This window comes from Pleomorphomonas sp. T1.2MG-36 (assembly GCF_950100655.1).
In the GTDB taxonomy this organism is placed as follows: Bacteria; Pseudomonadota; Alphaproteobacteria; order Rhizobiales; family Pleomorphomonadaceae; genus Pleomorphomonas.
Map to the genome: position 1 here is coordinate 690,009 of NZ_CATNLY010000023.1, position 20,701 is coordinate 710,709.

14 protein-coding genes are annotated in these 20,701 nt (G+C 67.3%); 6 read left to right on the forward strand and 8 right to left on the reverse strand.

The genetic code is table 11. The features are described from left to right. Positions 1-34 precede the first annotated feature (34 nt). The 3 genes from QQZ18_RS14650 (at position 35) to QQZ18_RS14660 (ending at position 4,681) form a co-directional block, all read left to right on the forward strand. Complete coding sequence (locus QQZ18_RS14650; RefSeq protein WP_284541658.1) at positions 35-2,281, forward strand: GumC family protein; 2,247 nt, start codon at positions 35-37, stop codon at positions 2,279-2,281. Positions 2,282-2,564: 283 nt separating this feature from the next. Further along, positions 2,565-3,431, forward strand: coding sequence for a WecB/TagA/CpsF family glycosyltransferase (locus QQZ18_RS14655; RefSeq protein ID WP_284541659.1), 867 nt, complete (start codon positions 2,565-2,567; stop codon positions 3,429-3,431). A gap of 5 nt (positions 3,432-3,436) precedes the next feature. Then, a complete protein-coding gene (locus QQZ18_RS14660; protein WP_284541660.1) occupies positions 3,437-4,681 on the forward strand; it encodes a glycosyltransferase in 1,245 nt (414 codons plus the stop codon). Here QQZ18_RS14660 and QQZ18_RS14665 read toward each other — a convergent pair. Then, entirely contained in the window at positions 4,639-5,700 is a 1,062-nt protein-coding gene (locus QQZ18_RS14665) for a glycosyltransferase (RefSeq protein WP_284541661.1), read from the reverse strand. The two genes, QQZ18_RS14660 and QQZ18_RS14665, sit on opposite strands and share 43 nt — an antisense overlap. 166 nt (positions 5,701-5,866) lie before the next feature. On the opposite strand from QQZ18_RS14665, the gene QQZ18_RS14670 reads away from it, so the two are divergent. From QQZ18_RS14670 to hrpB, 3 genes are all read left to right on the forward strand, one after another. Beyond that, complete coding sequence (locus tag QQZ18_RS14670) at positions 5,867-6,772, forward strand: DMT family transporter (protein WP_284541662.1); 906 nt, start codon at positions 5,867-5,869, stop codon at positions 6,770-6,772. 73 nt (positions 6,773-6,845) lie between these two features. Continuing rightward, positions 6,846-8,042, forward strand: coding sequence for a lytic murein transglycosylase (locus QQZ18_RS14675; protein WP_284541663.1), 1,197 nt, complete (start codon positions 6,846-6,848; stop codon positions 8,040-8,042). Then, the gene (gene hrpB / locus QQZ18_RS14680; RefSeq protein WP_284541664.1) at positions 8,039-10,519 is read left to right on the forward strand and encodes an ATP-dependent helicase HrpB; all 2,481 of its coding nucleotides are present in this window, start codon (positions 8,039-8,041) and stop codon (positions 10,517-10,519) included. Before QQZ18_RS14675 ends, hrpB begins: the two co-directional genes overlap by 4 nt. Here the strand turns inward: hrpB and QQZ18_RS14685 are convergent, their stop codons facing one another. The 7 genes from QQZ18_RS14685 to QQZ18_RS14715 all read right to left on the reverse strand — a co-directional run bounded on the left by QQZ18_RS14685 (position 10,520) and on the right by QQZ18_RS14715 (position 20,552). Beyond that, positions 10,520-10,903, reverse strand: coding sequence for a hypothetical protein (locus QQZ18_RS14685; protein WP_284541665.1), 384 nt, complete (start codon positions 10,901-10,903; stop codon positions 10,520-10,522). Positions 10,904-11,004: 101 nt separating this feature from the next. Beyond that, the gene (locus QQZ18_RS14690; protein WP_284541666.1) at positions 11,005-12,048 is read right to left on the reverse strand and encodes a sulfate/molybdate ABC transporter ATP-binding protein; all 1,044 of its coding nucleotides are present in this window, start codon (positions 12,046-12,048) and stop codon (positions 11,005-11,007) included. Between the two features lie 10 nt (positions 12,049-12,058). Beyond that, a complete protein-coding gene (cysW, locus tag QQZ18_RS14695; RefSeq protein ID WP_284541667.1) occupies positions 12,059-12,979 on the reverse strand; it encodes a sulfate ABC transporter permease subunit CysW in 921 nt (306 codons plus the stop codon). Then, positions 12,972-13,814 carry a sulfate ABC transporter permease subunit CysT gene (gene cysT / locus QQZ18_RS14700; protein ID WP_284541668.1) on the reverse strand — a complete coding sequence of 281 codons (843 nt, stop codon included), beginning with the start codon at positions 13,812-13,814 and terminating at the stop codon, positions 12,972-12,974. The genes cysW and cysT overlap by 8 nt, the downstream gene beginning before the upstream one ends. A 153-nt stretch (positions 13,815-13,967) precedes the next feature. Continuing rightward, entirely contained in the window at positions 13,968-14,987 is a 1,020-nt protein-coding gene (locus tag QQZ18_RS14705; protein ID WP_446728651.1) for a sulfate ABC transporter substrate-binding protein, read from the reverse strand. Between the two features lie 250 nt (positions 14,988-15,237). After that, positions 15,238-16,689, reverse strand: a complete 1,452-nt coding sequence (locus tag QQZ18_RS14710) for a tetratricopeptide repeat protein (protein WP_284541669.1) — start codon at positions 16,687-16,689, stop codon at positions 15,238-15,240. Next, positions 16,686-20,552 (reverse strand): tetratricopeptide repeat protein, encoded by a 3,867-nt coding sequence (locus QQZ18_RS14715; protein ID WP_284541670.1) that lies wholly within the window; start codon positions 20,550-20,552, stop codon positions 16,686-16,688. Before QQZ18_RS14715 ends, QQZ18_RS14710 begins: the two co-directional genes overlap by 4 nt. Positions 20,553-20,701 lie beyond the last annotated feature (149 nt).

A 20,701-nucleotide genomic window follows, 5' to 3' on the forward strand; every position in this document is an offset into this window, starting at 1 on the left:
GTTAACAAGCTGCAAACACGGGCGGAAAAGCAAGTTGAACAGCCTCATCATATCCGACGACCAGAGCATCGTTAGGCCGATGACCGAGGAAACGCGCCGCCCGGGTGAGGTCGACATCGGCCTGCTGCTGTCCATCCTGTTCCACCAGTGGCGCTTGATCCTTATCGTCACGCTGCTGTTTGTCGGCTCGGGCCTTGTCTACGCGACGCTCGCTCCCCAGGTCTGGCAATCGACGGCCAGGGTGTTGCTCGACCCTCGCGACAAGCAGGTGGTCGCCGGCCCCGGCCTTTCCCAGCCGATGCAAGGCGTCGACGCCGTCTGGATCGACACCCAGGCCAACGTCGTCACGTCCGCCTCGATCCTTTCGACGGTCATCGATACGTTGGGCCTCCAAAGCGACCCGGAGTTCGGCGGCAGCCGAGACACGACGCTGAGGGCGCTGGTCAAGGCCATCAAGGTGGAGCGTGCCGACCAGACCTATGTGCTCGACATTTCGGTTCGCAGCGGTTCGGCCGAGCGATCCGCCCGCATTGCCCAGGAATTGGCCGAAGCGTTCGTCGCCAACCAGGTCGAGGTGAAGCAGGCCGCGGTCCGCGAGGCGAGCAATCTCATCAACCGGCAGCTCGACGATCTCAGGGCCAAGGCGCGCTCGGCCCAGGAGAAGCTCGAAGCCTATCGCCGCAACCATGGAATCCTGACCGCCAACGGCCGCTCGGTGGACGAGGACACCTTACGCCAGCTCAATGACGCCTACGTCGCCGCCCGCCTGCGCACCCAGGACGCCAAGGCGCGTCGCGACAAGATCGCAGCCGCCCGCGCCGGCGGATCGGACGCCGCGCTCTCGGGCATCGATTCCACGGTCTTGAGCCGGCTCAAGATCGAGCGGGCTCTCGCCGCCCGCACCGTTGGCGAACTCGGCCAGGATCTCGGTCCGAACCATCCCCGCATGGTGGCGGCTCGGGCCGACCTCGTGCGCGCCGAGTCCCAGATCGAAGGCGAGCTCAAGACGCTCTCGCTCAGCGCCGACGCCGAATACCAGGTGGCGGTAGCCGCCGAGGCCGCGGCGCGAAAGTCGCTCGACGATGCCGGCGCCGTGGTCACCGACACCGGCGAGCGGACCATCGAGTTGCGCGAGCTCGAAAACGAAGCCTCCCTGCGCGCCGACATGTACAAGACCTATGTCGCGCGAACCGAGGAAATCACCCTGCAGGCCAACACGCAGGTGTCGGACGCGCGCGTCATCGCGCCGGCCAATGTGCCGCTTTCCCCCTTTGCACCGCGTCAAACCCTCATTCTGGCTCTTTCCGGCATCGCCGGCCTCGGTCTCGCACTGACGATCGCGGTCTATCGCGGCCGCCGCTATCTGCCGGAATATCGAGACGCCGACGAAGTGGCCTTCGTGGCCCCCGCGGATCCCGATACGATCCATGTTCCGGAAGACGAGGATCCGACGGCAGGGGACGCCCCCCACACGACGCAGCCCCTCGCGGCGGTGCCCCCGGGGCCTCAGCCAAGCACCGGGACGGACGAAAGCCGGGCAACGCCCTCGGTGTTGGCTGAGTTCACGGTGGCGACGCGCTCGCCTGTCCGCGACCGTCGCAGCCGTCCGACGCCCCGGTTACCGCGCGCCATTCTCTCCAGCGCCCTGACCGATGGCGACGGCATGCCCAGCGAGACCTCCATCGAGGCATTCGGTGCGCTCGTTCGCAAGATCACGGCCGCCGCCGGCGCATCGCGCCTGGTTCTCGTGCTTGGTGCCGACGACGGCCCTGCAGCGGCGACCATCGCCTTCGGCCTCGCCCACGTACCGACCAGGGACGGCGTTCTGCTGATAGATGCCTCCTGGGATGAACTCCCGCTGCATCGCGCCTATGTCGATGAGACGATGCCCGGCGTCATCGACGTCATAGCCGGACGGGCCGAGGCTGCCAGCATCGCGATCTGCGAAGGCGGACCCGACGTGACGCTCATCGGCGTCGGTGGACCAGACTCGGCGGCCGACATCGCCGCCGACGTCGGCCGTGTCGCCGACTTCGTCGAGAAACTCTCCCAGGATTTTGGCCGCATCATCCTGCATTGCGGGCACCGTCATTCGCCCGAACTGTTTCAAGCCCTTCTCGACCGGGTCGATGCCGTGCTGATCGTCGCCGACGCCATCATCGAAGACGACGACGAGGCGGCGGGAATGGTGCGCGATCTGGCAGGAATCCTGCCGGCATTCACCGGCCTCGTGCTGGTGCACGAGCGCGTGGAAAGCCTCGCCGTGGCCGAGCGCGCCTGAGAACCTGCGTGGTTTAGGTGTCCTAGCGGTGAGATGGCGGACCGTCGCCAGACCGCCCGCGAGATCCCTTCACTCAAAACAAATCGGCATTTCGTTACAATTTGAGAGATCGGATAAATCCGTACTGAACTGCGACCAGTCTAGGGTGCGTCTAAAGGAGGGCCATGTCGACAGCTTGGTCCTGCCGGAAAACGCAATTCGCTGGGAGGCGGGGATGGGGCCTTGATGGTCCGTCGCGCACCTCCGGCGTCGGGATGGCGCTTGATGCGCCGGAGAGTCGCCAATGTCTGGTCTATTCCTAGATCTTCCGGTTTCGACCGAAGCCGCAAAGTCCGCAGAATCCGGCCATGCGCCCGACCCGATCGCTACGATCGACACGGTGGGCGTCAACATCGGAAAGCAGGTGGACCTCGTCCATCTCGTCACATTTGACGCATTGACCGGCAGAGGCGGCACCGTCTTCACGCTGAACCTCGATCATCTGGTCAAGCTGGAGCATGATCCGGCCTTCCGTGCCGCCTACGATCAAGCGACATATGTCTCGGCCGATGGCGCCCCGGTGGTGGCCATGGCGCGACGGCAGGGGGCAAGTCTCGTCCGCGTCACCGGCGCCGATCTTGTGCGTCCGCTCTGCGGAGCGGCGGCGCTTGCCCGGGTTCCCGTACACTTCTTCGGCACGAGCCCGGAAACGCTCGCCACCAGCGTGGCCGTTCTTCGCTGCGAGTTTCCGCGTCTCATCGTCGCCGATTTCGAGAGCCCGCCCTACGGTTTCAGTCCCTTCGGGGTAGACGCCCGGGCCGCCGCCGAACGCATCGCGGCGAGCGGCGCCCGCATCTGCTTCGTGGCCCTCGGGGCACCCAAGCAGGAAGTCTTCGCCGAGTTCGCCCGCCGCTGGGCACCCGGCGTCACGTTCGTCTGCATCGGCGCAGCACTCGACTTCATCGGCGGGCGCCAGAGCAGGGCACCAGAGGTGCTTCAGGCCGCCGGTCTCGAATGGCTATGGCGCCTCGTTCACGATCCGCGCCGCCTCGGCAAGCGCTACGCGCTGTCGGCGCTCTATCTTCTGCGCTACAACGCGCGCGAACTGGCGAGCCGGCTGCCATGGCGGCGCTCCGCCGCTGTCGCCGACAAGGCCAACGGAGAGGAGTGAACACGATGACCCATCGCATAACGCTCCTTCACTCGATCGACCCGCGCGGCGGCAAGGTCGGCGGCATCGAAACCCATGTGCGGCTGATGCTGTCGCGCCACCCCGACAACGTGTCCGTTCTCCTCATTGGAATCGACGAGCGCGGCGACCTGGAGATCGGCAAGCCGGTACAGGTCGACTTCGACGGACGCCCTATCGACTTCCTGCCGGTGGTACACATTCCGGGCGAGGCGATGCGCGCGGCCGCGAAGACAATCAGCCAATCGGTGACGCTCCGCTTCACTCTCGGCGTCATGCGGCACCTCCTGACCATTCGCCGTCTTGCCGCCGGGGATACCGCCTCGACGGAGATCGAGCGTTTCGAACAGGCGATCCCGGCCTGGCTCATCGGCCATCCGGTGGTGCAGCTCGTGCATAACGAGGAGACCAAGGGCGACAAGATGGACAGCATCCTCGGTCGCCACTTCTGGATTCATCGTCTCAGCGAGAAGATCGGGCTGGCGCTCGCCACCCGCGTCGTGGGCGTCAATCCGAACATCATTGCCCGTTACGAGCGGGAGATGCCACAGGTCGCCCGCAAATCGGAGTTCATTACCGTTTCGGTCGATACCGAGCGCTTCCCGGTGGCTCCCTTCCCATCAAGCGACGTGTTTCGCGTGGTATTCGCCGGCCGGCTCGACGCCTTCAAGGATCCGCCGCTGATGTTCGAGACGTTGCGGCGGCTGCATGCAAAGCTCGATGGCAAGCTGGAGTTTCATTACATCGGCACGTCCGACCCGCACCGCGACAAGGAGTTCGCGGCCATCGAACCGTTCACCATCCGCCACGGTTTCCAGACGGGCGACGGCGTATCGGCCATCATGCGCAATTGTCACAGCGGCATCCTCACGTCCTATTTCGAGGGCATGCCCTGCTACCTGCTGGAGACGCTTTCGAGCGGGCGGCCGATGGGGGCAATCCGCCTGTCGCAGTACGATCCGCTGATCAAGGCGGGCGTGTCGGGATTTCTCGTCGAACGGCCGGAAGATCGCGAAGCCGCCGCCGAGGCGATGGCCGACGGCTTCGTGCAATTGGCGACGGACATCGCGGCCGGGCGGCTCGACCCCGAGGCAATTCGAACCAAGGTGACGCCTTATTCGGTGGCGGTGCAGATGCCTAAGCTATTCGAACGGCATATCGCGCTCGGCCGCGCCCGCGCCAAGACTCCTCAACCGGGCGTCGCCAGCCCGGCGAACAGCCGCTCCCACTGATCGATGCCGGCCTCGTCCGAGAACTCCCGCGCCCGGGCGACGCCCGGTGCCGGGTCGGGCGGGGCCGACAACGCCCGGTCAAGCGCCGACGCCATCGCCGCGACGTCGCCGACAGGAACCAGCTCGCCATGACGCCCGGCCAGGATTTCACGCGACCCTTCGCAGTCCGACGCGACGACCCCGAGACCGGCCGAGAGCGCTTCGACGGTGGTCATGCCGAAGGCCTCGGTACGCGACGGCACCGCCGCGACGCGTGACAGGCCATAGACTTCGGCGGCCGAGGAAACCCGTCCCAGAAAACGCACCCGGTTGCCGATGCCGAGGTCGGCCGCCTGCTCGGCCAAACGCTGGCGCTCCGGACCGTCGCCGCCGATGAGGAGGCTCGCGCCGGGAGTCGTCAGGCGGGCGAAGGCGTCGAGCAGCACGTCCATGCCCTTTTCCCGCGATAGGCGGCCGACGGCGCCGACGATCGGCGGCCGGGCCGCGATCTCCTCGGCGGTGGGCGCGGCCAGAAGCGGCACCGGATTGTATATGCGTTCCGTGCGGGCCGTCGGCGCATGCCAGCGTTCGACGAGCGCCTGAACGATGCCGTCGGACACACCGACGAAGCGGCGAACCAGAGGAGCAAGCGCCGGCAAGGCATAAAAGCCGAAGGCGGACAGGCGGCCCGTCTTGTATTCCTCGAAGCCGTGGTAGGAAAAGACAAGCGGAACCCGCGACAGGGCGAGCGCCTTGGCGAAGGCCAGCTTGACGCAGGAGACGGATACGGCGCCGGCGATCACGTCGAAGCGGCGAGCGCGCAGCAGACGGGCGAGCCGCAGCACCGCGACCGGGTGGCGCCTGCCGACATCGATCGTCTCGACGGCCGGATCGACGCCGTCGTTAGCCATCGTTTCGTCGAAAGCGAACGTGACGCGGTGACCGCGCGCCGCAAGGCCATTGGCCAGAATCGCCCAGACGCGCTCGGCGCCGCCGCCGCCGGAGGCGCGGGTATAGAGAAGAATATCCAGCTTGCGCATCTTGTCTCCAGAACAACAGCAGCCGGAACGAGGTTAGCCTTGGCGCTGTCGTCCGGCCAAGCGGGTAAATAAGAGACGGTCCGGAGAAATCGGCCACCCATCCTCGCCATGGGCAGGGGGATGGGCTATCGCAACGCAGCATTCTTGGATGTCTGCGGAGTTCCCGTTGTCCGTTGCGCTTCTTACCCGCCGCGCCGTCGGTTCCACCATCGGTCTCGGCATCTTCATGATGTTCTTCGGCGACTTCATGTTCGCCGTCAACGACGTCATGGGAAAGTGGCTGGCCGGCACCTTCTCGGCCGGCCAGATCGTACTGACACGGTCACTTGCCGCCCTCGTCGTGCTCGCTCCCCTGCTCATGAAGGGCGGAGCGCCGAATCTCCTCAGGCTCGAGAAGCCGGGGGTACAGGTATCCCGCGTCGGGCTGGCGACGGCGGAGCTCGTGTTCTTCTACATGGCCATCCGTTACCTGCCTCTTGCCGACGTCATGACCTTCTATCTGGCCGGACCGATCTATGTCGCCGCCGTGTCGCCCTGGCTGCTCGGCGAGCGGGTGAGCCGCCGTCAATGGCTGGCCATCGCCATAGGATTTGCCGGCGTCGTCGTCGTGCTGCGCCCCGGTTCGGGCAGCCTCTCCTGGCCGGCGCTGATCTCCATCGGCGGCTCGCTCTGCTATGCCATGGTGGTGGTGCAAAGCCGTCAACTGCGCGGCACGCCCGATCGGGTGCTCGTCTTCTGGCAGACGATCGGCGCGCTGGTCATAGGCGCCATCCTCTCGCCCTTCGACTGGGTGGCACCGAGTCTCGCGGACCTCATGATGCTCGCCGCCCTCGGCGTCATCTCGATGACCGCCCATCTCTGCATCGCACGATCGCTCAAGCTGGCTCCGGCCGCCGTGGTGGCCCCGATCCAGTACTCGCTGCTGCTGTGGGCGATCCTGTTCGGCTGGCTGGTGTTCGGCGACCGGCCGCAGTCCTCGATGCTGATCGGCGCGGCCGTGATCGTCATCGCCGGTCTGATGGTGGTGAGCGGCCGTGGCAAGCAAAGCGAAGCGCCGGCGGAGGCCGACTGACAGACTGTCGGTTGCCGACGAATGCCGCTATGATCCGTTTCAGCCGAGTTAAGTCCTTCAGGAGGTTGTTTTCATGCGGTCTTCGGTTTCCGTCCTTGCAGCGTTGGTTTTCGGACTGCCGGCATTCGCCACGTCCGGCCTCGCCGCGACCTGCAGCGCCAAGGGCGATGGCTTCGACACCTGGCTCGCGGGCTATTCGAAGACGCTGATAGAAGCCGGTCTTCCGCCCGATGTCGTCCGCTCGTCGCTTTCGGGCATCGCCTTCGATCCGGCAGTGATCAAGAAGGATCGGGGACAGGGCGTCTTCTCGCAGACGTTCGCCGAATTTGCCGGCCGCATGGTCAACAAGAACCGTCTGACGGTCGGGGCGCAGAAGATCAAGGCCAATGCCGATCTCTTCGCCCGCATCGAAGCGCAGTACGGCGTGCCGCCGCAGGTGATCGTCGCCGTCTGGGGGCTCGAAAGCGACTTCGGCGCCAACACCGGCGATTTCCCGACCCTGCAATCGCTGGCTACCCTGGCCTACGACTGCCGCCGGCCGGTGATGTTCCAGAACGAGTTGCTCGATGCCGTCCAGATCGTGGCGCGGGGCGACCTCAACCCCTCCGAGATGAAGGGAGCCTGGGCCGGCGAACTCGGCCAGACCCAGTTCCTGCCGTCCAACTACCTTCGTCACGCCGTGGATTTCGATGGCGATGGCCGCCGCAATCTCATCAAGAGCGCCCCCGATGTGCTGGCGTCCACCGCCAACTATCTTCAGTCGCTCGGTTGGGCGAAGGGCCAGCCGTGGCTCGTCGAGGTCGACATTCCCACCGAGCTTCCGTGGGACCAGGCCGATCTGCCCATCAAGAAACCGGTCGGCGAATGGCAGGCGATGGGCGTGCGCGCCGCCAATGGCTCGATCCCCGACGGCCTTGCCGCGCTCTATCTGCCGATGGGCCGCTTCGGGCCGGCCTTCCTTGCCTATCACAACTTCGACGTCTACCTCGGCTGGAACGAGTCGCTGGTCTACTCGACGACGGCAGCCTATTTCGCCACCCGGCTCGCCGGCGCGCAGCCGGTCGGTGCCGGCAACGGCAGGGTCGATGCGCTCGGCGCCTCCGACATTGCCTTTATCCAGGGCGCTCTGACGGCACAGGGCTTTGATGCCGGCCCCAAGGACGGCAAGCTCGGCCAGCGGACGCGCGAGGCGGTGAGAGGCTTCCAGATGAAAGCCGGCTTGCCGGCCGACGGCTGGCCGGATTCGGCGCTGCTCCAGGCCCTCAGGTGATCTCCATTCCGGACCGCTTTTCGCCACCGCTGCCCATCGACGCGGTGCTGGACGACGTCCGAGCATCACTTGCGACCAGCCCTCGCCTCGTTCTTGTCGCCGCCCCCGGCGCCGGCAAGACGACGCGGGTGCCGCTGGCGTTGCTCGGCGCGCCCTGGCGGCGGAACAAGCTGATCGTCGTTGAACCGCGCCGCATAGCCGCCCGCGCCGCGGCGGCGCGCATGGCCGAAAGCCTGGGCGAGAGCGTCGGCCGGACGGTCGGCTACCGGGTCCGCATGGACTCGAAGGTGTCGGCGAACACGGTGATCGAGGTCATCACCGAGGGCGTATTCACGCGCATGATCGTCGAGGATCCGCTTCTCGAAAGCGTGTCGGCGGTGCTGTTCGACGAGTTTCACGAACGCTCGCTCGACGGCGATCTCGGCCTCGCGCTTGCGCTTGACGGGGCGGCCCTCAGGGACGACCTCAGGATCGTCGTGATGAGCGCCACGCTCGACGGCGGGCGCGTGGCCTCCCTTCTCGGCGATGCGGCGGTTGTCGAGAGTGCCGGTCGCGCCTTTCCCGTGGAGACGCGCTACATCGACCGCGACCCGCTCCTTCGCTTCGAGGATCAGGTTGCCGAGGCGACACTTCGAGCCCTGAGGGAAGAGGACGGCTCGGCCCTGGTCTTCCTGCCGGGACAGGCGGAAATACGCCGTGTCGCCGAACGGCTTGCCGACCGTCTGCCGGCCGGCGTCCGACTCGCGCCGCTCTACGGCGCCCTGACCGCCGCCGAGCAGGATTTTGCGATCCGTCCCTGCCGCCCGCCGGAGCGCAAGGTGGTGCTCGCCACCGCCATCGCCGAGACGTCGCTGACCATCGACGGCGTGCGCCTCGTCATCGATGGCGGCCTCTCCCGCGTTCCGAAGTACGAACCGGACACCGGCCTGACGAGGCTTGAGACGGTGCGCGTGTCCCGCGCCTCCGCCGACCAGAGGCGCGGCCGCGCCGGCCGCACCGAACCGGGCGTCTGCTGGCGTCTCTGGAACGAGGGGCAGACGGCGGCCTTGCAGCCCTATTCGACGCCGGAGATTCTCGAGGCCGATCTCAGTCAGTTGGCGCTCGACCTTGCCGCCGTCGGCATCCGCGACCCTGCCACCCTCGCCTTTCTCGATCCACCGCCCAAGCCGGCCTGGAACGAGGCGACGGAGCTGCTGCGCGGCCTCGACGCCCTCGACGACGACGGGCGCATCACCGCCGAGGGCAAGGCGCTGGCGCGCCTGCCTCTGCCGCCGCGCCTCGCCCACATGATCCACCGGGCGGTGGAGTTCGGTGCGGCCCGATTGGCGGCAGACATCGCCGCGATCCTGACCGAGCAGGGCCTGGGTGGCGACGCCACCGATCTTGCCGACCGTCTTCAACGCTTCCGCGCCGACCGCGGGCAGCGGGCCGCCGATGCACGCACCATGGCGGCCAGATGGGCAAAGCTGGCGGTGGGAGGCGATGCTCCCGCACCGTCGCTGGCGCTGCTTGCTCCGGGCGCCGTCCTCGCCCTCGCCTATCCCGACCGTGTCGCCGAGGCGCGCGGGCAGCCGGGAGCCTTTCGCCTCGCCAGCGGTCGAGGCGGGCTGCTGGAGGAACATGACCGGCTGGCCAAGGAAGGCTACATTGTCGTCGCCGATCTCGCCGGCAAGGCGGAGCGGGCGCGCATCCGGCTGGCGGCAGCCATTTCCCGCGACGAGATCGAAGCGCTGTTTGCTTCCCGGATCGTCGCGGAAACCGTCGTGCAGTTCGACCCGACGGCTCGCGCCGTCCGTGCCCGTCGCATCCGCCGGCTCGGCGCGGTTAAACTCGCCGAGGAGCCGGTGGCCGCGCCGGCCGGAGCGGAGACGCTCGACGCGCTCTTGTCGGGCGTGCGCCGCATCGGCGTCGATCGCCTCGGCTGGTCGAAGGAGCAACGACGGCTGCGGGAACGGGCCTGTTTTCTCAACCTTACCGTTGGCGATCCTTGGCCCGACCTTGCCGACGCCGCGCTCGCGAGCACCCTCGACGACTGGCTCGGACCGGTCGTCGATGGCGTGACGCGGTTCGACGATATCGACGCGGCTCTGCTCGGCATCGCGCTCGACCGGCTACTCCCCTACGGCCTCCGGCAGGATATGGACCGGTTGATGCCGAGCCATTTCGAAGCGCCGACCGGCAGTCGCGTTCCCATCGACTACGCGGCCGACGGCGGACCGGCCGTGGAGATCAGGGTACAGGAGCTGTTCGGCCTCGACCGCCATCCGGCCGTGGCCGGCGGCCGTGTGCCACTGACGCTGGTGATGACTTCGCCAGCCCACCGGCCGATCCAGACGACAAAAGATCTGCCCGGCTTCTGGCGCGGCTCGTGGAAGGATGTCGCCAAGGATCTCAAGGGGCGCTACCCGAAACATCCCTGGCCGGACAACCCGCTTGCCGCCGAGCCAACCCGGCGCGCCAAGCCGCGCGGCACCTGATCAGCGAACGTTCAGCGTGACGTCATAGGTCGTGTAGCTGTAGCGCATTTCGGACGTATCGACGGCATAACCCAGGCTGACCGACAGATGATCGGTGCCCCGGAAGCCCTTGGCCGACGTGTAGTAAAATTTGGTGCCGACAAACTTGCGTCCCTGACAGGGCGGTTCAACGGCAATGAACGTCTCCCGACGCACGACCAGCTTGCCATGGTCCGGTTCCTTCAAGATCTTAGTCCTGAACTGACCGGAGGAAACGCAGTTATCCGTATAGATATACATTTCCTTAGATTCCGTCCGCCCCGATCTGACGTCGAAGTTGAGATCTTCGGCATGGGCAGCGGTGATCAGCGGCAGCAGCGCCGCGGCGGCAACAAAAAGACGCATGAATCCCCCCGATACAATCCCTCGCTTTGCGCAAGGGATGTTTCCAATTGTAACTCTTATCAAGGGCTGCATAACGTCGCAATTGCCGCGACGTCGTCGCATCAACCGGAGAACAGGCCCGCCGCCCGGATCTCCAGCGCGGCGCGGTCGCCGATGCGAGGCGGTTCCCGATCGGCCGGCGTCAGCGCCTCGATCACCGTGTCGGTGCCATCGGCACGGAAGCCGATCCGGCGCGAGGATCCCGACCGATGCAGCGAAACCACCGTCGCCCACAGCCCCTCGCCGTCGCGGCGGAAGGCGACATGCTCGGGACGGACATAGAGCTTGGCCGGGCCGTCGAACAGAAGCGGCGGCAGCTTCGGGATCGACACCTCCTGCTGGCCGACGAAGGGGCGCCCCTTGTCGACGCGGACATCGAGGCGGACCGACTCGCCGATGAAATCGAACACGAAGGGGGTTGCCGGCCGGTCGTAGACGTCCTCGGGCGTCCCCTCCTGCTCGATCCGGCCGTCACTCATGACGACGACGCGATCGGCAAGATCCAGCGCCTCCTCCTGGTCGTGCGTGACGAACAGCGTGGTGTGGCCGGTGCGGTCATGGAACTCTCTGAGCCAGAGCCGCAGCTCCTTGCGCACCTTGGCGTCGAGGGCGCCGAAGGGCTCGTCGAGCAGCAATATCTTCGGCTCGACGGCGAGCGCGCGGGCGAGCGCCACTCGCTGGCGTTGGCCACCGGACAGCTGGCTCGGGTAGCGGCCACCGTAGCCGGGCAACTGGATCAGGGAAAGCAACTCCTCGACCTTGTCCCGAATGGCCGCCGCCGTCGGCCGCGTCCGGCGCGGGCGCACCCTCAGGCCGTAGGAAATGTTGTCGGCGATGGTGAGGTGCTTGAAGAGGGCATAGTGCTGGAACACGAAGCCGATCTGTCGCTCCTGCACGCTCTTGAAGCTGGCATCCTCGCCACCGAACAAGATCTGGCCGCCCGTGGGAATTTCCAGGCCGGCGACGCAGCGCAGAAGCGTCGTCTTGCCGGAGCCGGACGGCCCCAGCAGGGCCAGCAGCTCGCCCGAAGCGACCTTGAGATCGACGCCATGCAGGGCCGCCGTGCTGCCGAAGGTCTTCGTGAGGTTGCGAATGTCGAGTTCCATAGGGACTCCGTCAGTGGCGGTGGCCGGCGGCGAGATCGCCGGCATAGCGATGTTCAAGCCAGGACTTGATGCCGAGAGTCACCAGCGCCAGGGCGGCAAGCAGCGAGGCGACGGCGAAGGCTGCGACGAACTGATACTCGTTGTAGAGGATCTCGATGTGCAGCGGCATGGTGTTGGTGTAGCCGCGGATATGGCCCGACACGACCGACACCGCCCCGAACTCGCCCATGGCGCGGGCGTTGCAGAGCAGCACGCCGTAGAGCAGCGCCCATTTGACGTTGGGCAGCGTCACCGTCCAGAACATGCGCCAGCCGGAGGCACCGAGCGTCAGCGCCGCCTCTTCGTCCGTGTTGCCCAACTCCTCCATCAAGGGAATGAGCTCGCGGGCGACGAAGGGGAAGGTGACGAAGATCGTCGCCATGATGATGCCCGGCAAGGCGAAGATGATCTGGATGCCGGTCGATTGCACCAAACCGCCGAAAATGCCGTGGCTGGCGTAAAGCAGCACGTAGACGAGACCGGCGACCACCGGGGACACCGAGAAAGGCAGGTCGATCAGCGTCACCAGGAAGGCCTTGCCGCGAAAATCGAACTTGGCGATCGCCCAGGCCGCCGCAACGCCGAAGACGAGGTTGGCCGGCACGGCAATGACCGCCACCATCAGGGTCAGAAGAATGGCGTCGATGGCAGCCGGATCGGCGAAGGCTTGGAGAAACGCGCCGCTTCCCTTGCGGAAGGCTTCCATGAAGACGGTGATCAGCGGCAGCAGCAGGAACAGGCCGAGAAACCCCACCGCCAGCCCGATCAGCAGCCGCCTGACCCACGGAGCTTCCTCGGTGGGCAGACGGCGGCGTGACGCGCGAGCGACAGGCGACCCGGCGGCGGGCGCCTCCTCGAGCGACACGGCGAGCGCGACGGAGCCGTCAGACATGACCATACCTCGCGCGCGCCCGGGCCTGGATCAGATTGATGAGAAGCAGCGTTCCGAAGCTGACCAGCAGCATGATGGCGGCCACGGCCGTGGCGCCTGCGTAGTCGAACTCTTCGAGCTTGATGACGATGAGCAGCGGGGCGATCTCCGAAACGTAGGGAATGTTGCCGGCAATGAAGATCACCGATCCGTATTCGCCGACCGCCCGCGCGAAAGCCAGGGCAAAGCCGGTCAGGATGGCCGGGCTGAGCACCGGCAGCACCACCGATGCGACGGTTCTGAGCCGGCCGGCGCCGAGCGTCGCGGCGGCCTCCTCGAGCTCGCGGTCGACCTCGGCCAGTACCGGTTGAACCGTGCGGACGATGAAGGGCAGGCCGACGAACACCAGCGCCAGAAAGACGCCGAGCGGCGTGAAGGCGATCTTGAGACCGAAGACGGCGGCGATGGATCCGATCCACCCCTTAGGCGCGTAAAGCGCGGTCAACGCGATACCGGCAACCGCCGTCGGCAGGGCGAACGGCAGATCGATGATCGCGTCGAAGAAGCGCCTGCCGGGAAAATCATAGCGCACCAATACCCAGGCGATCAGCAGACCGAAGGGCACGTTGAAAGTGGCGGCCGCCAAACTGGTGAGGAAGGAAAGCTTCAGCGCCGACAGCGTACGACTGTCGAGTGCCAGCGCGACGAGCTCATGCCCCCCCAGCGAAGAAGCCCGGAAGAGCAGGGCGCCAAGTGGCAGGAGTACGATCACCGCCAGATAGAGGAGCGTGAGGATGATCGTCAGGCGGAAGCCCGGCAGAACGCTCGGCTTGACGAAGGGCGCGTTGAGGGTCATCGGCCTCGCTTTCAGGGGAAGCCGGCCGACCAGGATCTCCCGGTCCGCCGGCGGCAAGGTCTTGTTCGGTCAGCGGAAAGAGAAATCCTGGCGGCGCCGTTGCGATCCACATGGCATTCCCTCCACTCGCCGGCAGGCATGCCGGCAGCTCGTTCACTGTCCCGGCTTGTAGATCTGATCGAAGACGCCGCCATCGCCGAAGTGATAGGGCTGCGCCTTGGCCCAACCGCCGAACAGCGGATCGTCGATGCTGACCAGCTTGAGCTCGGGGATCGCCTTCAGGAGTTCGGGATCGACCAGCTTCGGCTCCGACGGCCGATAGTGGAACTTGGCGGCGAGCGTCTGCCCCTCGGCCGAGTAGAGGTATTCGAGATAGGCGCGGGCTTCCTTCTCAGTGCCGTTGGTCTTGGCGTTGCCTTCGACCACGGCGACCGGAGGCTCGGCTAGGATCGACTGGGGCGGCACCACGATGTCGAACTTGTCGGCGCCGAACTCGTCGAGCGCCAGAAACGCCTCGTTCTCCCAGGCAAGCAGCACGTCGCCGAGTTCGCGCTGGGCGAAGGTGACGGTCGAACCACGGGCGCCGGTATCGAGCACCGGCACGTGCTTGTAGAGCCTGGCAACGAACTCGCGGATCTTCGCCTCGTCGCCGGCATACTGGTTGGCCGCCCAGGCCCAGGCGGCAAGATAGTTCCAGCGGGCGCCGCCCGATGTCTTCGGGTTGGGCGTGATCACCTCGATGCCGTCCTTGACGAGATCGCCCCAGTCGTGGATGCCCTTGGGATTGCCCTTGCGGACCAGGAACACGATGGTCGAGGTGTAGGGAGCGGAGTTGTGCGGCAGCTTGCCGCGCCAATCGGCCGGGATCTTGCCCGTCCTCTCGGCGATGGCGTTGATGTCGCTCTCAAGGGCCAGGGTGACCACGTCGGCCGGCAGACCGTCGATAACCGCGCGGGCCTGCTTGCCGGAGCCGCCATGGGAGGCACGAATGGAGATGTCCTCGCCGGTCTCCGCCTTCCAGTGGGCCGCGAAAGCGGCATTGTAGGCTTCGTAGAACTCGCGCGTCGGATCGTAGGAGACGTTGGTCAGCGTGACCGCCAACGCTGGAGCGGCTAGCGCGAGCGGCGCCGCGATCATGGCGGCGAACAATCCCAGACGTTTCGAGCCTCTCATGCTTTCAGTCTCCAGCCCTTGGCGACGCCGCGCATCGCATCTGTCCGGGAGCCTCGTCTGCCTCTCAGGCTTCGAAGCGCCTCCCGACAGGTTGAAATCCTAAAAGGACGAGTTCAATTGGCAAGAGATACCATTCCCTAGGAAACGGTCAGTTTGTAAAATTTCATTCCGCTATTGTCGCCCATTACGTACTCAGAGGCAACAAGCTTCCCGGAAGCGGCTGGTTTCCGGTGGGATTTTCCTGCGCAGTTCAGCCACGCATCACGTCGCGGACACGTTGGACCGCTTCGGGCAGCATCGCGGCCAGCGATCCTTCCGACGCCTGCCTCAGCAGCGACAGCGACGGATAGACGGGTGTCCTGTCTCCCTCGATCCGCCAGATCCAATTGGCCGCTCCTGGCAGAAGAGCGACACCGGGGCGCCCAAGCAGGCCTGCGAGGCGGAGCGGCAGGCCATCAATGGCGATCACCGCATCAAGTCGGCCGAGCAGCGCGGCGCAATCGACGCGGGCGTCGACACCCGCCTCGAAATCGGGGCCGGGATGCTCGATGCGGATCGGCGCGCCAGTGACCTCCCATCCCGATGGCGCCGACGAGCGGGCAAGCATGGCCGAGGGCAGCCGCTCAAGGGCAACGAACCGCAGGTCGCCGATGCCGGCAAGCGGCGTGAGATCGGCAAGCCCGAAGCCACCACCCCAGACAAGGCCGATGGCCGGCCGTCCCCGACCGAGATCGAGCCGGGCACTCCAACGATCGGCGAGCATCGGCTCGCTGACGAGCAGAGGGCCGATCGAGGCAAAGCTGCCGGCGGTGAGGCCGAGCCGATGCGGCAGCCCGACAAGCGGCGCCGCCGCGCCCGCCCCGTCGATCAAGCCGCCGATGTCTTCGGTGTCGGCAATGACATGGCTCACCCCGGCCAGTGCCGAGGCCAGGCGAACGTAGGGCTTGGGCACCACCAGCACGAGATCGGGCACCAGCGATCGGGCGAGCGGCAACACAGGCGCGAAAGCGGCGAGATCCAGGGGATCGGAGCCAACCCAGACGACAAGCGGGCGATCGAGCGGGACGCCATCCCAAGCCGGAAGCCTCGTCGCCCAGGCCGGACCGGTGGCGATGGCATCGAGGTCGGCAAAGCCTCCCGACATGTCGCCCAAGGCCAGCAACGCCGCCGCCCGGTCGGCGCGCGGGCGAGAGTCACCGGCCCGACGGAAGGCTTCGACCGCGGCCAGGGGGCGGCCGGCGGCGGCCAGCGCCGAACCGAGACCGCCAAGGGCGCGCGGCTCTGCCGGATCAAGTCGCAACGCCGCCTCGAAAGCCGAGACCGCCCCGGCGGCATCGCCGGCCGCCAGACGCGTGGCGCCGAGGCGCGCGGCGAGACCGGCATCGAGCGGCTTGGCGGCACGCGCCCGTTCGAAAGCAGCGGCCGCTTCGGACAGACGCGAAGTTGCTGCGAGCGCCTCGCCGAGCGCCACGGCAATGTCGGCGCGGCCGGGCGCGGTGCGGTCGGCGCGCGTCAAGAACACGATGGCGCGGGCGTGATCGCCGTTGGCGCGCGCGGCGGCGGCAGCGCCCAGCATCGCCGGCACATGGTCCGGCAGCCGAACGAGTGCCACCTCATAGAGAGCGACCGCTTCGATCCACTTGTGCGCCTCCTCGGCGACGGCGGCACGAGCCAGCAACTGATCGACGACCGTTTCGCTCATGGCGCCGGCCTTTCGGAAACGAGACCACGCAGGAAACCGACAAGGTCGTCATCCCGACGCAACAGACGGGCATCGGGATACCAGGGCGTAGTGTTCTCCCCGGCCCAGAGCCAGTCGGTGGCCGCCGGAGCGACCACGATCGTCGGCCGACCGAGCGAGGCGGCAAGATGAGCGGTAGCGGAAACCGGTGCGATCACCGCGTCGAGCGCCATCATGGCCGCCGCCATCTCGACGAAGCCACCCAACCGGCTTCCGAGCGACTCGGTGGCAAGCCCGCTCGGCAGTGCGGCAAGCGACGCCCTGCCCGCCCGACGATCGAGAGCATAGAGGCGCACCCCGGCGAGGCGGGCAAGCGGCGCCAGCAGCGCGGCATCGTCGGCATTTCGCCAATAAACGCCGACGGCGGGTCGTTCGTCTCCATCGGCGAGCTGCCGTCGCCAAGCCTCGACCCGCAACGGATCCGGCCGGAAGCGGGCGGGCGGCGGCAGCCCATCCCGCTCGATGCCGAATACGTTGGGCAGGCTTAGAAGGGGAACCTCGAGGTCGTGCGGTGGCAGACGCCGCCCCTGCTCGACCACCGTCACGTCGCCGCCGAGGTCGAGCCGCCGGAACAGGTCGGTCAGCGCCGGACGAACCTCCACGACGAGGCGCGGTCCACACGCCACGAGCTGGGGCAGAAAGCGTGCGAAGGCGATGTCCAGCCCGGGATTCCGCTCGCCATGGACGAGCAGGGTCCGGCCAGCAACGTCCTCGCCGGTCCAACGCGAAGCCGAGAAGCGCCGAGGCAGCAGTTCGGTGGCTTGCCAGCGGACTTCGGCACGGGCGAAGCCGCGCCGGTAATCGCCGACGATCAACAGCGCTTCGGCCTCGTCCATCAGCAACTCGGGATCGGCGGGCGCCAGCGCCAGGGCGCGGCCATAGGCGGTCAGCGCGTCTCCGGCACGGCCAAGCGCCACCAGGGCCTTGCCGACGGCTCGATGGGCCTCGGCGAGGTCGGGGCCAAGCTCGACGGCCCGCTCGGCATGGGCGAGCGCTTCTTCGAGCCGACCAGCCAGGCGATCGACTTCCGACAGTTCGACGAGCCGCCCCGCCGTGGGTGTTTCGGCAACCAACGCGGCGAGAAGGCGTCCGGCCCGGTCGCGTTCGCCGATGCGCAGGAGCGCGGCGGCAAGCGTCTCGCGCAGTGCCGGCTCGGTGGCCCCGGCAGCTATGGCGTCTCCGAGCAGCAGCACGGCCCGATAGTCGTTCCGGCTCCTTGAGGCCGCAATGCCGGCTTGCGCGAGCATGGCGCTCGGACGAACGGAACCGTCGCCATCCGGGAGCGCCTCGTCGACCGGTGCCGGATCGGCGCGATACGGAATGGCGCGGTCGCCCGCAGCGAAAGAGGCAAGCGCAGCCGTGAGTCGGAGGAGCGGGGCGCCCTTCTCTTCGCCGGTGCGGCGACGGAAAAGACGGGTGGTGGGGAACCAGGGGCTGCGCCCGTCCTTTTCGAGCCACAGCCAATCATCGCGGTCCGGCCCGATGACGAAGGTCGGCCGCCCCATGGCGCCGGCCAGCACGGCGATCGGGCTCGACGCCAGTGCCACCACGACGTCGAGATTCGGCAACGCGGCGGCAATCCTCTCGAGGCCGACCTGATCGGCGGCGAGCGGCCAAGCCGTGTGGAACCAAGCCGCCGCTCCCGCGTCGAGAGCGACGAAAGCGGCGCCAGAAATGGTGGTCAAGGCAGCGGCATCGGCGGCGTTGATGCCATCGAGCGCGAAGCCGACGCGAAAACCGTCAAGGTGCGCGAAAGCCCGCGCCGCGTTGGTCACCGCGACCGGATCGACGGTGAGATAAGGTTGGGAAAGCAGCAAGTCGCCGATGGAAAGGCCGAGCAGCGCGGGCACGCTCATGATCGGCAGAACCAGATCGCCCTCCCCCGGCTCTCCCACGCCATCGAGCCCATGGACAGAGGCCAGCAAGGGCGCCAGTTCGTCCGCGCCGGCGATGCGAATGCCGGCCGCGCCCGCCGCCTTGAGCGTCGGAATGAACCGCAGCAGGCGAATCAGCACCCCGGCATCGCCCTCGGCGACGAGAACGATGGTCCTGCCGGCAAGCTCGGCAGGGGATGGAAGAGCGGGCGCTCCGCCGCGTCGCCATTCGAACTCGGCAAGGCCGGCGGCAAAGTCTCCGGAGGCGAGAAGCAACTCCCCGAGAAAGGCGCGAATCGGGGGGGACGGACGATGGACGATCAGGCGGCGAAGGACGCCGATCGCCTCGCTCACTCGGCCAGCGGCGGACAGAACGCGCGCGAATTCCATCGCAGCCTCGGTGTGGCCGTCGTCGCGCGCCACGGCCGATCCGAGAAAGTGCAGGGCGAGCCCGGTCTCCCCCTCCGATTGGGCCAAACGCCCCAGCCCGAGACGAGCGTCGGCGTCATCTCCGACGATGACGGCCCGCTCGAAGGCACGGGAGGCCCCGCGACCATCGCCCAACTTTCCCAGCACCTCGCCCCAGGCGACCAGAAGACCGGCCCGGCGCGGTGCCGCCTGCACCGCCTGGCGAAGGGTGAACTCCGCTTTCGTCAGTTCGCCGAGCTCAACGAAGGCGGCGGCGCGGATCCTCAACGCATCTGTCGAGCCAGGGGCGGAGCTTAGTGCCTTCTCGGCGTGCTGAAGGGCTGCGACGGGCCTGCCGCATTGGAGGTCGCGACGAGCGGCAAACAGCAGCAGCGGCGCATGGTGCGGTCCGGCGGACAAGCCGGCATCGAGCACCCGATCGAGGTCGCCCGTCTCGCCAAGGCGCAACAACAACCCGGCCAGCCGCGCCCAAGCCTCGGGATCGGATGGGTTCAGCGCCACGAGCCGGGCGGCAAGCGGCAGGGCCGTACGGGCAGCCGGGGCGCCATCCACGCCTTCGGCGGCGGCCGCGAGCCGGGTGAGAGAGGCGACGTCCGACAGACCTGCCGCCGCGAGCGCCCTTGTCTCGATCGCGAGAGCATCGGCCATCCCCTTCCAGTTCGGCCCTTCGGCGCGAAAGAGGCGCGCAGCGGGATACCAGCGACTGAACAGCCCCTGACCACCCCACATCCAGTGAGGCTCGCCGTCGAGCAGCAGCCAGAGCGGCGAGCCGGTGACGCCGGCGGCATGAGCGGCGGGACCATCTGTGGCGACGACAAGTTCAAGGCCGGCAAGCATGAGAGGGTCGGCATCCACCACCCCACCGCCGAGCAGCGTGGCAGCGGTCGCGTCGAGCGCCACCAGCCGGCGGTCTGGAAAGGCCCGACGCAGCGTCGCGACAATCTGCTCGGGGACTGCCTCCCCAACACGGCTCCAAGGAGAAGCCGCCAGAGCCACGCCGATGGTCGGTCCGTTTCGCCGTTCCCAAGCTGCGGGGCGAGGAGGCGGTACTCCATCGGGTGACAGACCGAGCGCCATCGGCGCGGACGCCAGCGGCAGGACAAGATCATGTGGCGGCAGACAGCCCGTGTCGACGAGCGGCACGCCGCCGAAGGCACCGGCGAAGGGCGCCAGTCGTGCCGCCTGGGCGGCAGGCGCGGCAAGCGTCAGAGACAGCACGCGGGCCGCAAGTTCGGGCAGGAAGCGAGCGAAAGCGAGCGTGTCGCATTCCTCGTCCTCGGCGAGCACGACCAGACGAGCCGCCGGCAACCGCGCGCCGGTCCAGCGCGGCCGATCGGATGGCGAGACAAAAGCACGACGCTCGAAGTCTCTGAAGCCTTCCGCCCATTTGCCTTGTGCGAGCAGCAAGCGTGCCGCGTCGAGGCGGGGGGACGCGGAGGCATCCGACGCCTGGGAATGGCGGCCCTCATCGATCGTCAGGTCTTCGTCCAGTTTCAGCTCCAGCTGCCGCCGTTGATCCAAGCGCCTTTCCATGAAGCGAACGGCCTGATTCGGGAACGATTATATCCGTTCCCGCCAGCCCCCATGCGAATGCTGGGCGTCCTTCGGCGCCTTCATGCCACAGTGCGGCCGTGTTTCAGCGTTCCTTAAGATACCGATCCCTATCCTGG

Excerpts from the sequence above, each read along its gene's own strand:
- QQZ18_RS14675 (WP_284541663.1), top strand. The coding sequence starts at position 6,846 with ATGCGGTCTTCGGTTTCCGTCCTTGCAGCGTTGGTTTTCGGACTGCCG.
- cysT (WP_284541668.1), bottom strand. The coding sequence starts at position 13,814 with ATGACCCTCAACGCGCCCTTCGTCAAGCCGAGCGTTCTGCCGGGCTTC.
- QQZ18_RS14690 (WP_284541666.1), bottom strand. The coding sequence starts at position 12,048 with ATGGAACTCGACATTCGCAACCTCACGAAGACCTTCGGCAGCACGGCG.
- QQZ18_RS14705 (WP_446728651.1), bottom strand. The coding sequence starts at position 14,987 with ATGAGAGGCTCGAAACGTCTGGGATTGTTCGCCGCCATGATCGCGGCG.
- QQZ18_RS14710 (WP_284541669.1), bottom strand. The coding sequence starts at position 16,689 with ATGAGCGAAACGGTCGTCGATCAGTTGCTGGCTCGTGCCGCCGTCGCC.
- QQZ18_RS14655 (WP_284541659.1), top strand. The coding sequence starts at position 2,565 with ATGTCTGGTCTATTCCTAGATCTTCCGGTTTCGACCGAAGCCGCAAAG.
- QQZ18_RS14665 (WP_284541661.1), bottom strand. The coding sequence starts at position 5,700 with ATGCGCAAGCTGGATATTCTTCTCTATACCCGCGCCTCCGGCGGCGGC.
- QQZ18_RS14685 (WP_284541665.1), bottom strand. The coding sequence starts at position 10,903 with ATGCGTCTTTTTGTTGCCGCCGCGGCGCTGCTGCCGCTGATCACCGCT.
- cysW (WP_284541667.1), bottom strand. The coding sequence starts at position 12,979 with ATGTCTGACGGCTCCGTCGCGCTCGCCGTGTCGCTCGAGGAGGCGCCC.
- QQZ18_RS14660 (WP_284541660.1), top strand. The coding sequence starts at position 3,437 with ATGACCCATCGCATAACGCTCCTTCACTCGATCGACCCGCGCGGCGGC.